An 11,763-nucleotide genomic window follows, 5' to 3' on the forward strand; every position below is an offset into this window, starting at 1 on the left:
CATGGCGACCATCGCAACCGCGGTGAGGATGCCGGCGCGCCAATCTAGGCTCGCCAAATCCGGCACTTCGATCCCGGCCTTCGTCGTGACGCGCGCGAACAGCACGTGCAGCCCGAACCACAGGGCGAGGTTGGCGATCACGCCGACCACCGCGGCGCTGATCGCCGCCAGGGCTGCGGCCGCCGCGCGGTGACCGCGCAGCGCCTCGGCATAGGGCGCGCCCAGGAAGATCCATAGGAAGCTCGGCGCGAAGGTGACCCAGGTGGTGAGCAGCGCGCCCAGGCAGCCGGCGATCAGAGGGTCCAGGCTGCCGGCGTTGCGATAGGCCGCCAGGAAACCCACGAACTGCAGCACCATGATCAGCGGCCCTGGCGTGGTCTCCGCCAGCCCCAGACCGTCGGCCATCTCGCCGGGCTTCAGCCAACCGAACCCCTCGACCGCCGCCTGGGCGACATAGGTCAGCATGGCGTAGGCGCCGCCGAACGTCACCACGCCCATGGTCGAAAAGAAGCCCGCGATCTTGGTCCAGACGCTGGCCTCACCGAACAGCGAAAACAGGACCGCCGCCGGCGCCAGCCATATCGGCAACCAGATCGCGGCCACCCGCAAAGCTCGGCCTCGCGAAGGGACCAGATGGGCCGCGCCGCCCTGGTCGATGATCTGGTCGACCAGTCCGATCCGCCCGTCATCGGCCTCCGAGCCGGTCTTGCCGCCCCCGAACAGCCGAGGCGCCATCCAGCCCAGCAGTCCCGCCAGGGCGATCACCAGCGGAAAGGGAGCATTCAGCAGGAAAAGGCCCAGGAAGGCTCCGAACGCGACGGCGACCGCCGCGTGGGACTTCAACGCCCGGCGTCCGACCCGCAGCACCGCCTCGACGACGATAGCCAGCACCGCACACTTCACGCCCAGGAACAGGCCGGCGGCGACCGGCGTCGTACCATAGAGAACGTAGAGGATGCTCAAGGCCAGCATCACCGCGGCGCCCGGCAGGACGAACAGGATGCCCGCCAGCAGTCCGCCCGCCGTCCGGTGCATCAGCCAACCGACATAGGTGGCGAGCTGCTGGGCCTCGGGGCCAGGCAGCAGCATGCAGTAGTTGAGCGCGTGCAGGAACCGCCGCTCGCCGATCCAACCTCGCTCCTCGACCAGCACCCTGTGCATCAGGGCGATCTGGCCGGCGGGGCCGCCGAAGCTCAGCAGGCCGATCCGCGCCCAGACGCGCGCCGCCGTCCAGAAGCTCGGCAGGACAGGTTCCCCGCTCACGCCACCTCCTCGACCGCGGCGATCATCCGGGCGATGTCGGCCGGGCGCGACAGCCGGTGATCGCCGTCCTTGATCAGGCTGAACACCACGTCGTCGCCGCGTATCGCCTGAGCCAGGGCCAGCGCGTGTCGCCAGGGCACATCCGGATCCTCGCCGCCCTGCAGGATGCGCACCGGGGCCTCGACATTCACCGGGCCCGGCAGGATCGACCACCGCGCGCCGTCATCCAGCAGGGCCTTGGAGATCGGATAGGGCTCGCCATAGTCGGAGGGACGCATCCAGACGCCGGTGCGGTCCATAGCCTCGCGATCGGCGGCGGTGACCTCGGGACCCATCAGTTTCTCGGTGAAGTCGGCGGCCGGGGCGATCAACACCATGGCCTTCATGCGGGCGGGGACAGCGGCGGCCACTAGGCAGGACAACCACCCGCCCATGGACGAACCCACCAGCACCACCGGCCCTGCGGTCAGTTCCTCCAGCACGCCCAGCGCATCCGCCCGCCAGCGGCTGATCGTGCCCTCAGCGAAGTCGCCGTCGGACTCTCCGTGTCCGAAATAGTCGAACCGCACATACGAACGTCCCTTGGCGAGCGCCCAGTCGGCCAAGGCCTGGGCCTTGGTTCCCGTCATGTCGGACTTGAACCCGCCAAGCCACACCACGGTCGGGCCCAAACCCTCGATCAGTCGCCAGGCGAGCTTCGCGCCGTCGGGACGGTCCAGGAATCCGGCGATCTCGCTCATGGGGGCCTCATAACGCGACGATGTGACAGCGCCCTGTCCCCGGGCGGGGTTTACCAAACGTAGGCTTACGCTATGCAGGGCTGCGTGACGCTGCCCCCGAACTTCACCCTATTGCAGGTCGTCCCCGAGCTCGAAACCGGCGGCGCCGAACAGACCACCATCGATGTGGCGCACGCGGTGGTGCGCGTCGGCGGCAAGGCCCTGGTGGCGACCCGGGGCGGACGCATGGCGTCGCGGTTAGAGGCCGACGGCGGACGCCTGGCCCAGATGCCCGTCCAGACCAAGAACCCCCTGGTGATGCTGGGCAACGCCGCGCGCCTGGTGGACCTGATCCGCAAGGAGAAGGTCTCCATCGTCCACGCCCGCAGCCGGGCTCCGGCCTTCTCGGCGCTGTGGGCGGCCCAGGCCACCAAGACGCCGTTCGTGGCCACCTATCACGGGGTCTACAACGCCAACAACAGCCTCAAGCGCTGGTACAACGCGGTGATGACCCGCGGCGACCTGGTCATCGCCAACTCCGACTACACCCGCGACCACGTGCTGAACGAACACCAGATCGACCCGGCCAGGATCGTCTCGATCCCGCGCGGCATCGACCTGGAGCGTTTCAACCCGAGTTGGGTCACGCCCGACCGCGTGGAGGCCCTGCGCGCCGCCTGGGGGATCGCGCCCTCGGACCGCCGGGTGAAACTGCTGCTGGCCGGCCGCCTGACCCGCATCAAGGGCCATCTGCTGATCGTCGAGGCCGCCGCCCGGCTGAAGGCGGAGGGCCGCGAGGACTTCCTCATGATCTTCGCCGGCGACGACCAAGGTCGCACCGACTACCGGCTCGAGATCCTGGCCTCCATCGCGGCCGCGGGACTGAAGGACCAGATCCTGGTCGTGGGCCATTGCGACGACATGCCTGCCGCCTATCAGGTCTGCGACATCGCCATGCTGCCCACCACCAAGCCCGAGTCTTTCGGCCGCACGGCGGTCGAGCCCCAGGTGATGGGCAAGCCCGTCCTGGCGTCCGACCATGGCGGCACCACCGAGACCGTGCTGAACGGCGAGACCGGCTGGCTGGTCAAGGTCAGCGACGCCGAAGCCTGGGCCTGCGCCATCGCCAAGGCCGTGGATCTGGGTCCCGGCCGCCTGGCGGCCATGGGCCAGGCCGCCGCCAACCGCGCCCGGCGGCTCTATTCCGTCGACGCCATGTGCCAGGCGACCCTGGAGTCCTACGAACGCGTGCTGGAGGCGCGCGCCACGTGAGCCGCGACATCCGCACTGTCCTGGTGATCAAGCTCTCGGCGCTGGGCGACTTCATCCTGGCGCTGGCCGCCATGAAGAAGATCCGCGAGGCCCATCCGAAGGCCCGGATCACCCTGCTCACCACACCGCCCTTCGAAGCGCTGGCCAAGTCCTGCCCCTATTTCAACCGGGTGGAGACCGACGGGCGGCCCGAGGGCCTGAGCGCCTGGCTGGCGTTGAGGGGCAGGCTCAAGGCCGCGCGGTACGACCGCGTCTACGACTTGCAGACCTCCGCTCAGTCGGCGCGGCTCTTCCACATGCTGCGGCCCTTCCCGCCGGAGTGGTCGGGCGTGGCGCTGGGCTGCGCCCTGCCGCACAAGAACCCTCGACGCAACTCCATGCACACCCTTGAGCGTCAGGCCGACCAGCTCAAGTTCGCCGGCATCTGGCCCGACGCGCCCACGGAACCGGGCAGCGCCCCGCCCCCCGACCTCTCCTGGGTCGTGCGCAACGCCCGGCAGGAACGCCCGACTCCGGGCGGGGTGAAGCCGCGCCCCTATGTGATCTTCGTGCCGGGCGGCTCGGCCCACCGGCTGGATAAGCGTTGGCCGGCGGAGCGCTTCGCGCAACTGGGCAAGGCGCTCCACGATCGCGGGTTCGACATCGTCATCATCGGCGGCCCGCAGGAAAGCGCCTTGGCCCGCCAGATCCAGAAGACCGTCGGACAGGCCCGCGACCTGACCGGGCGCACCGATTTCGCCCGCATCGCCGCGCTGGGCGCCCGCGCGGCCCTGGTGGTGGGAAACGACACCGGCCCCCTGCACCTGGCGGCGGCCACGGGAGCCGCCACGATCGTGCTTTTCTCGAGCGCCTCGAACCCGGCGCTTTCGGCGCCGCGAGGTCATGTGGCCGTGCTGCAGGCCCAGAACCTGGTCGATCTGCCTGTGTCCCAAGTCCTACAGGCGGTGAACGCTCTCGTACCTTCTGCCTAGCTCCGCTTGATTGGGGCTGTCGCCTTCGTCATATACTGACTGGAACGACCGACGCGCCCCCAGCGCCGGGCGCGTTTCGCGTTGAAACAGCTCCAGGAGCAAAAGCCTATTCGCCGCCCCATGCAGTCGCCGCCCGTTAAAGACGGACCGCGTATCAATGAAGACATCCGCGTCCCCAAGGTCCTGCTGATCGATCAGCACGGCGAGAAGCAGGGCGTGATGCCCACCTCGTCGGCCATGGAGGCCGCCCAGGAGGCAGGTCTGGATCTCGTCGAGATCGTGCCGAACGCCGATCCCCCCGTTTGCAAGATTCTGGACTACGGCAAGTTCAAGTTCCAGGAACAGAAGAAGAAGAACGAGGCGCGCAAGCGTCAGAAGGTCGTCGAGATCAAAGAGATCAAGCTGCGGCCGAACATCGACATCCACGACTACGAGGTGAAGCAGCGCTCGATGCACCGCTTCTTCGAAGAAGGCGACAAGGTGAAGGTCACCCTGCGCTTCCGCGGTCGCGAGTTGGCCCACCCGGAATTGGGCATGAAGCTGCTGCAAAAGGTGAAGGCCGACTTCGAGCCGGTGGCCAAGGTCGAGTACGAGCCGCGCATGGAAGGCCGCCAGATGATCATGATCCTGGCCCCGCGCTAGGGTTTAGACCTCGCGGAAACGAACGAGCGGCCGTCCTTCCGGGGCGGCCGCTTTTTCATGCGCGCTGGCAAGTCGGCGCGCCCATGCAAGTCCGAGCGCCGCGGTCGGACTTGCCGCGCGGCGCGGCTCCCCTTAACACCGTTCACATGTCCGACACCGCGCCGCAGAGGGCGTCGCCGCCGTCCTCGATGGCGGCGCCGTCCCTCATCGCCGTCATCTTCATCAATATGCTGGGCTTCGGGATCATCGTTCCGTTGTTGCCCTTCTACGCCAAGTCGTTTGACGCCCCGCCCTGGCAGATCGCGCTGATCTTCTCGGCCTATTCGGTGGGCGCCTTCTTCGGCGAACCGTTCTGGGGGCGGCTGTCGGACAAGTACGGCCGCAAGCCGCTGCTGATCTCCACCATCACCGGCAACTGCCTCTGCTACCTGGCGCTGGCCTTCGCCCCCAACATCTGGGTGGCCTTCGCGATCCGGCTGGTGGGCGGGCTGGCGGCCGGCAACGGGGCCGTCGTCCAGGGCTACATCGCCGACGTCACGCCGCCGGAGAAGCGAACGCGGCTGCTCTCCTATCAGGGCGCGGCCTGGAACGTGGGGCTGATCTTCGGGCCCATGGTCGGCGGCCTGTTCGCCCATCCCGACGCCGGACCCGTCGGCTTCCGTATCCCGCTGTTCATGGCCTCGGGCCTGGCGGCCCTGTGCGTCGTGGCGATCATGGTCTTCATCCGCGAGAGCAAGACCCGCGACCAGACCATCACCCACCGCCCCAGCCGCTGGTCGGCGACGGGCGAGGTGATCCGTCATCCGGTGATCGGGCGCCTCATGCTGCTGACCTTCCTGGTCGGCTTCGCCTTCACCGGCATCGAGAGCACCTTCGGCCTGTGGGCCCAGGCGCGCTACGACTGGGGACCACGCGAGATCGGCGTCTGCTTCTTCTTCGTCGGCATTGCCGCGGCCATCACCCAGATGTTCGTCACCGGTCGGCTCTCCGAACGGTTCGGCGAGGGCAAGATGCTGGCTATCGGCATGAGCATCACGGTGGTCTCGGCCGCCGCTCAGACCATCTCGCCCGGCGGTGCGGTCACCATCGCGCTGATGTGCCTCACCGCCATCGGCCAGTCCGTGGCCTTCCCGAACGTCGGCTCGATGATCTCCCAGACCGCCGACCCGCATCGACAGGGCCAGATCCTGGGGCTCAACAACGCCATGGGCGCCTTGGCGCGCGTGGTCGGGCCATTCTGCGCCGGGCTGATCTTCCCGCTGTCGATCAACGGGCCCTTCATCATGGGCGCCCTGGTGGTCGCGCCGGCGATCTTCCTGGCGCTCTCGGCCAGCCGGAGGGTCGCCAGGGCCCGCGCCGCGCCATGAGCCCGGAACCGCCGGCCCCGCCGCAGGATCGGCGCGCGCTGATCATCCTGCTGTCGGTGACCTTCCTGAATATCGCGGGCTTCGGCCTGGTGATCCCGCTGCTGCCGTTCTTCGGCAAGGCCCTGGATGCGCCGGCCTGGCAGATCGCCCTGCTGTTCTCAGCCTTCTCATTCGGACAGTTCCTGGGCGAGCCGTTCTGGGGCCGGTTGTCGGACCGGATCGGGCGGCGACCGGTGCTGATCGTCACCATCGCCGTCGCCGCGCTGTGCTACGTGGCCCTGGCGTTCGCGCCGAACATCTGGCTGGCCTTCCTGGCCCGCTTCGCCGGCGGCTTCTTCGCGGGCAACATCTCGACCCTGCAGGGCTGCATGGCCGACATCACCCCACCCGACCAGCGCGCCGGGCGCATGGGGGTCATGGGCTCGGCCTTCTCGCTCGGCTTCATGACCGGCCCGGCCCTGGGCGGCCTGCTGGCCCAGCCCGAGCTTGGGCCTATCGGCTTCCACATCCCGCTGTTCGCCGCCGCGGCCTTCGGCCTGGCTTCGGCCCTGGGCGTCTTCCTGTTCGTCAAGGAAACCCGGCCCCCCACCGGCGAACCGCGCCCCAAGGGCCGCTCGCCGGCCCTGGGCGAGGCCATCGCCCACCCGATCATCTCGCGGATCATGATCATCTCGTTCGTCATCGTCTCGGGCTTCGCCGGGATCGAGGCGACCTATGGCCTGTGGACCGAAGTCCGCTTCGGATGGGGCCCGCGCGAGATCGGCCTCGCCTTCATGGTCATTGGTGTCATTGGCGCCTTCGCCCAGGGGATCGGGACCTCGATGCTGGTCCGCCGGTTCGGCGAGGCGCGCGTGCTGATCGCCGGCCTGACCCTGATGTTCATCGGCATGTTCGTGCAGTTCGCCTCCTTCGCCTGGCCCATGGCGGTGCTGGGCCTGGCCATCGTCGGCTTCGGCCAGTCGATCTGCTTCCCGAACCTGGTGGGGCTGATCTCCATCGCCACGCCGCCTGACCGCCAGGGCGAGATGCTGGGCCTCAACATGTCCAACAACGCGCTCGCCCGCATCGGCGGCCCGATCTATGCGGGCCAGCTCTTCTCGATGGTCTCCCCCGGCGCGCCGTTCGCCCTGGGCTGCCTGCTGATCCTGCCGGCCCTGGTCCTGGCCTTCCAGGTGCTGCGGCGGGTCCCGCGCCGGACCTAACGGGCGAAGAGGCCGGCGAGCAGGTTGATGGTCAGCGCCACCACCACCGTGTTGAACACGAAGGCCACGATCCCGTGCAGGGTGCCGACTCGCCGCAACGCCTTCGACGTGAAGGCCACGTCCGCCGTCTGGCTGGCCACCCCGATCACCACCGAGAAGTGGACGAAGTCCCAGTAGTCCGGGGCCTCGCCCCCTGGGAACAACAGGCCCCAGGTGTCGCGCTTGGTCTTCAGGTAGGGGGCGTAATATTCGTGCGCGTAGTGCAGGGCGAAGATCATCTGCACGAAGAACCAGGACGCGGCCACGGACGAGAACACCAGGCCCACCCGCAGCGCCTTCATCAGACCGCTGTCGCCGCTGGCCGCGGACAGCTCGGCGGCGATCACCACGATGCTGGCGGCCGTCGACAGGATCACCAGGCCCAGGATCACCGCTTGGCCCTCATCCTGGGTGGCGGCGATGGCCCGGATCTTCGACGGCGTGGCGCCCCACATCATGTGCAGCGAGGCGGCGATGAAGCCGAGGCAGGTGGCGTTCCAGCCAAGGACGGCGGCGGTGATCGCGTCCGGGCCGCTCGGTGTCGCCAGGCATATCAGCCATACCACCAGCCCGAAGGCGAACGCTCCGGCCAGGCGTGGACGGGCGGCGAACAGCTTGATCAGGCGTCGGGTGCGGGCCTGGCTCATGACGGCGTGCCTCCTGGGCGTCGACCCTGTATAGCGCGGGGCGCAAGAGACGCCTCACGAGGTGAGCAAACCCTTGCCTTCCCTCACCCTTTGGCGTATTTGCCCCGCTCTTCGGAGTCGTCTGGCCAAAAGGCATGCCAGGACGGCTCATCAATACGCCAGAGGACGGGCCCTAGGGTACCGCAAGTGAAATGCCCAAACTGAAGACCAAGTCAGGCGCGAAGAAGCGCTTCAAACTGACCGCGACCGGCAAGATCAAGGCCGGCGTCGCGGGCAAGCGCCACCGGCTGATCAGCCACAGCGCCAAGTACATCCGTCAAAATCGCGGCACCAAGGTGATGAGCGCTTCGGACTCGAAGACGATCAAATCCTACATGCCCTACGGATTGTAAGAGGAGCGCTGACAGATGGCTCGCGTCAAAAGGGGCGTCACCGCCCACGCCAAACACAAGAAGGTTCTTGAACAGGCCAAGGGTTTCTACGGCCGCCGCAAGAACACCATCCGCACGGCCAAGGCCGCGGTGGACAAGGCCGGCCAGTACGCCTACCGCGACCGCAAGGTTCGTAAGCGTAACTTCCGCTCGCTGTGGATCCAACGGATCAACGCCGCGGCGCGCCTGGAAGGCTTCACCTACTCCCAGTTTATCTTCGGCCTGGACAAGGCCGGTATCGAGTTTGACCGCAAAGTCCTGTCGGACATCGCGGGCGCCGATCCGGTCGGGTTCAAGGCCATCGCCGACAAGGTTCGCGCCGCGCTGGCTTGAGGCCATTTGAGTCCCCGGACTCACTGAGCATCAGAAGCCCTCCGGTGTGATCCGCCGGAGGGCTTTTTGCTGCCCTCTTACCGCACATCGACCGTCCCTCTAAAGCAGCCGTGTCATGACCGATCTCACCTCACTGGAAGCCGAGCTTTCGGCCGCCGTCGCCGGCGCGTCCGACCTCCAGGCTCTTGAAACCGTCCGCGTCGCCGCGCTGGGCAAGTCCGGCCGGGTCTCCGAGCTCTTGAAGTCGCTGGGCTCGATGAGCCCCGACGAACGCCGCGAGCGGGGCCCGCTGATCAACGGCCTGCGCGACGCCGTGCAGTCGGCCATCGCCGCGCGCAAGGCCGGGCTGGAAGCCGCCGAGCTCGACGCCAAGCTGGCGGCCGAGCGCGTCGACCTCACCCTGCCGGCCCCGCCGCGCCGCAAGGGCAGCGTCCACCCCACCATGCAGGTGATGGACGAGATGATCGCCGTCTTCGCCGAGATGGGTTTCTCGGTGGCCGAAGGCCCAGACATCGAGACCGACTTCAACAACTTCACCGCGCTGAACTTCCCGCCCAAGCACCCGGCGCGGGAGATGCACGACACCTTCTTCCTGCCCGAGGACGCGCACGGTGAGCGCAAGGTGCTGCGTACCCACACCAGCCCCGTCCAGGTGCGCGTCATGCACCGGGTGAACGAGCAGCTCCCCTCCTGGATCGCCAACGGCCAGGAGCCTCCGATCCGCGTCATCGTGCCGGGCCGTACGTTCCGGAAGGACAGCGACCAGACCCACACGCCCATGTTCCACCAGATCGAAGGCCTGGTGATCGACCGCGCCATCCATATGGGCCATCTGAAGTGGACGCTGGAGACTTTCCTCAGCCGGTTCTTCGAGACCCCGGACGTGGTCACCCGATTCCGCCCGCACCACTTCCCGTTCACCGAGCCCAGCGCCGAGATGGACGTCCAGTGCGACCGTTCCGGCGGCGAGGTGAAGATTGGCCAGGGCTCCGACTGGCTGGAGATCCTGGGTTGCGGGATGGTCCACCCCAACGTGTTGCGCAATGTCGGCCTCGACCCCGACGTCTGGCAGGGCTTCGCCTTCGGCTGCGGCGTCGACCGGCTGGGCGTGCTGAAATACGGCATGCCCGACCTGCGCGACATGTTCGCCAGCGACGTCCGCTGGCTGGAGCACTACGGCTTCAGCCCTTACGCCGCGCCGAACCCGGCGACGGGGCTGAGCTGATGTCCGCCGCCGTGCAGGATTGGCGCGGCCTCGACCGGTTCCCGTTCGGGGATGGGCCGGAGCTGGCCGACGAACTCCTGGCCCTTATCCTTGAGGGCAAGAAGACCGCGACCTGCTGGTCCGTGGCCGAGGGCCTGAAGGGTTCCGAGGTCGGCAAGCGCTGGGTGGCGGAGGACGGCGCCGGCCGGCCGCGCGCCGTCTTGGAGACCGTCGAACTGGTCCAGCGCCGCTTCGATGAGGTCGACGCCCAGTTCGCCTTCGAGGAAGGCGAGGATGACCGCACGCTGGGGAGCTGGCGGCGCGAGCATCAGGCCTATTTCACCCGCAACGGCGGCTTCGCGCCCGACATGCCCCTGTGGTGCGAACGCTTCCGCCTGATCGAGACTATCGGCGAGGGAGCCGACCTATGAAGTTCACCCTGTCCTGGCTCAAGCAGCATCTTGAGACCCAAGCCACCGCCCAGCAGGTCGTCGACGCCATGACCATGGCCGGCCTGGAGGTCGAGCATGTGGACGATCCGGCGTCCAAGCTCGCCGCCTTCACGGTCGCCAGGATCGTGGAGACCGTCCAGCACCCGAACGCCGACCGGCTGCGCGTCTGCCAGGTCGACACCGTCGACGGCCGCAAGGAGATCGTCTGCGGCGCGCCCAACGCCCGGCCGGGCCTGACCACCATCTACGCCCCCATCGGCGCCTACGTTCCCGGGCTGAAGGTGACACTGGCCGAGAAGCCCGTGCGCGGGGTGGTCTCCAACGGCATGCTCTGCTCGGCTTCCGAGCTGGAGGCCGCCAGCGAGTCCGACGGCATCATGGAGCTACCCGACAGCCTGAGCGTAGGGACCCCTGCCGCCCAGGCTCTGGGCCTGGAAGCCGTGATCGACTTCGAGGTCACGCCCAACCGCCCCGACTGGCTGGGCGTCGTGGGCATCGCCCGTGACCTGGCCGCCGCGGGCCTGGGCGTGCTGAAGGATGTCGGCGTCGAGCCCGTGCCGGGCAAGTTCCCCTGCCCGGTCACGATCCGCCTGGACGGCTCGGACGCCTGCCCGCAGTTCGCCGGCCGACTGATCCGCGGCCTCAAGAACGGGCCGTCCCCGGCCTGGCTGCAACAGCGCCTGATCTCCATCGGCCTGCGCCCGATCAACGCCCTGGTCGACGTCACCAACCTGATCACCCACGACCGCGCCCGGCCGCTGCACGTCTATGACCGCGCCCTGATGGTCGGCGACGTGATCGAGGCGCGCCTTGGACGGCGCGGCGGTGGTGGCGAAACCTCGGCCGACCATCCCGCCCCGACCGCCCACAGCGACGAGCAGCTCATCGCGCTGGACGGCAAGACCTATGACCTCACACCTGAGATGAGCGTCATCGCCGACGCCGACGGCAAGCGGCCCATCGGCCTGGGCGGCGTGATGGGCGGAACGTCCACGGGCTGTTCGGAAGACACCACCGAGGTCTTCATCGAAGCCGCCTGGTTCGATCCGATCCGCACCGCCCAGACCGGCCGCGCCACGGGCATCAACTCCGACGCCCAGTACCGTTTCGCCCGGGGCGTGGACCCCGAGAGCCTGGTTCCCGGCATCGAGCTGGCCACCAAGCTGATCCTGGAGCTGTGCGGCGGCGAGCCGTCCGAGATCGTGGTCGTCGGCGAGGCCC

General features: G+C 68.2%; 13 protein-coding genes. 10 read left to right on the forward strand and 3 right to left on the reverse strand.

The window, feature by feature from the left end:
- Together chrA and RMO04_RS18690 are read right to left on the reverse strand one after the other, a co-directional pair.
- Positions 1-1,263, reverse strand: a 1,263-nt coding sequence (chrA, locus tag RMO04_RS18685) for a chromate efflux transporter (protein ID WP_309646275.1), incomplete at its 3' end; no start/stop codon positions are given.
- Entirely contained in the window at positions 1,260-2,003 is a 744-nt protein-coding gene (locus RMO04_RS18690; protein ID WP_309646276.1) for an alpha/beta hydrolase, read from the reverse strand. The genes RMO04_RS18690 and chrA, both read right to left, overlap by 4 nt.
- An 84-nt stretch (positions 2,004-2,087) precedes the next feature.
- On the opposite strand from RMO04_RS18690, the gene RMO04_RS18695 reads away from it, so the two are divergent.
- From RMO04_RS18695 to RMO04_RS18715, 5 genes are all read left to right on the forward strand, one after another.
- Complete coding sequence (locus RMO04_RS18695; protein WP_309646277.1) at positions 2,088-3,254, forward strand: glycosyltransferase family 4 protein; 1,167 nt, start codon at positions 2,088-2,090, stop codon at positions 3,252-3,254.
- Positions 3,251-4,225 (forward strand): glycosyltransferase family 9 protein, encoded by a 975-nt coding sequence (locus RMO04_RS18700; RefSeq protein WP_309646278.1) that lies wholly within the window; start codon positions 3,251-3,253, stop codon positions 4,223-4,225. The genes RMO04_RS18695 and RMO04_RS18700 overlap by 4 nt, the downstream gene beginning before the upstream one ends.
- 120 nt (positions 4,226-4,345) lie before the next feature.
- Positions 4,346-4,867 carry a translation initiation factor IF-3 gene (gene infC, locus RMO04_RS18705; RefSeq protein WP_254835918.1) on the forward strand — a complete coding sequence of 174 codons (522 nt, stop codon included), beginning with the start codon at positions 4,346-4,348 and terminating at the stop codon, positions 4,865-4,867.
- A 146-nt stretch (positions 4,868-5,013) separates the two neighbouring features.
- Positions 5,014-6,234 (forward strand): MFS transporter, encoded by a 1,221-nt coding sequence (locus tag RMO04_RS18710; RefSeq protein ID WP_309646279.1) that lies wholly within the window; start codon positions 5,014-5,016, stop codon positions 6,232-6,234.
- Positions 6,231-7,436: an MFS transporter gene (locus tag RMO04_RS18715; protein WP_309646280.1), complete on the forward strand. Its 1,206-nt coding sequence runs from the start codon at positions 6,231-6,233 to the stop codon at positions 7,434-7,436. Before RMO04_RS18710 ends, RMO04_RS18715 begins: the two co-directional genes overlap by 4 nt.
- On the opposite strand, the gene RMO04_RS18720 is transcribed toward RMO04_RS18715, so the two are convergent.
- Entirely contained in the window at positions 7,433-8,122 is a 690-nt protein-coding gene (locus RMO04_RS18720; RefSeq protein WP_309646281.1) for a DUF1345 domain-containing protein, read from the reverse strand. The genes RMO04_RS18715 and RMO04_RS18720 overlap by 4 nt on opposite strands.
- 191 nt (positions 8,123-8,313) lie before the next feature.
- Here RMO04_RS18720 and rpmI point away from each other — a divergent pair, with 191 nt between their 5' ends.
- The 5 genes from rpmI to ytpR form a co-directional block, all read left to right on the forward strand.
- The gene (rpmI, locus tag RMO04_RS18725) at positions 8,314-8,514 is read left to right on the forward strand and encodes a 50S ribosomal protein L35 (protein WP_309646282.1); all 201 of its coding nucleotides are present in this window, start codon (positions 8,314-8,316) and stop codon (positions 8,512-8,514) included.
- A 15-nt stretch (positions 8,515-8,529) separates the two neighbouring features.
- Positions 8,530-8,886 (forward strand): 50S ribosomal protein L20, encoded by a 357-nt coding sequence (gene rplT / locus RMO04_RS18730; RefSeq protein ID WP_309646283.1) that lies wholly within the window; start codon positions 8,530-8,532, stop codon positions 8,884-8,886.
- A gap of 115 nt (positions 8,887-9,001) precedes the next feature.
- Complete coding sequence (gene pheS / locus RMO04_RS18735; RefSeq protein ID WP_309646284.1) at positions 9,002-10,111, forward strand: phenylalanine--tRNA ligase subunit alpha; 1,110 nt, start codon at positions 9,002-9,004, stop codon at positions 10,109-10,111.
- Positions 10,111-10,521, forward strand: coding sequence for an ASCH domain-containing protein (locus RMO04_RS18740; RefSeq protein WP_309646285.1), 411 nt, complete (start codon positions 10,111-10,113; stop codon positions 10,519-10,521). Before pheS ends, RMO04_RS18740 begins: the two co-directional genes overlap by 1 nt.
- Positions 10,518-11,763: YtpR family tRNA-binding protein (gene ytpR, locus RMO04_RS18745; protein ID WP_309646286.1), on the forward strand; the 1,246-nt coding region annotated here is incomplete at its 3' end. The genes RMO04_RS18740 and ytpR, both read left to right, overlap by 4 nt.

This window comes from Phenylobacterium sp. (assembly GCF_031412415.1).
Classification (GTDB): Bacteria; Pseudomonadota; Alphaproteobacteria; order Caulobacterales; family Caulobacteraceae; genus Phenylobacterium.

Excerpts from the sequence above, each read along its gene's own strand:
- RMO04_RS18720 (WP_309646281.1), bottom strand. The coding sequence starts at position 8,122 with ATGAGCCAGGCCCGCACCCGACGCCTGATCAAGCTGTTCGCCGCCCGT.
- RMO04_RS18715 (WP_309646280.1), top strand. The coding sequence starts at position 6,231 with ATGAGCCCGGAACCGCCGGCCCCGCCGCAGGATCGGCGCGCGCTGATC.
- rpmI (WP_309646282.1), top strand. The coding sequence starts at position 8,314 with ATGCCCAAACTGAAGACCAAGTCAGGCGCGAAGAAGCGCTTCAAACTG.
- infC (WP_254835918.1), top strand. The coding sequence starts at position 4,346 with ATGCAGTCGCCGCCCGTTAAAGACGGACCGCGTATCAATGAAGACATC.
- RMO04_RS18710 (WP_309646279.1), top strand. The coding sequence starts at position 5,014 with ATGTCCGACACCGCGCCGCAGAGGGCGTCGCCGCCGTCCTCGATGGCG.
- RMO04_RS18740 (WP_309646285.1), top strand. The coding sequence starts at position 10,111 with ATGTCCGCCGCCGTGCAGGATTGGCGCGGCCTCGACCGGTTCCCGTTC.
- rplT (WP_309646283.1), top strand. The coding sequence starts at position 8,530 with ATGGCTCGCGTCAAAAGGGGCGTCACCGCCCACGCCAAACACAAGAAG.
- pheS (WP_309646284.1), top strand. The coding sequence starts at position 9,002 with ATGACCGATCTCACCTCACTGGAAGCCGAGCTTTCGGCCGCCGTCGCC.
- RMO04_RS18690 (WP_309646276.1), bottom strand. The coding sequence starts at position 2,003 with ATGAGCGAGATCGCCGGATTCCTGGACCGTCCCGACGGCGCGAAGCTC.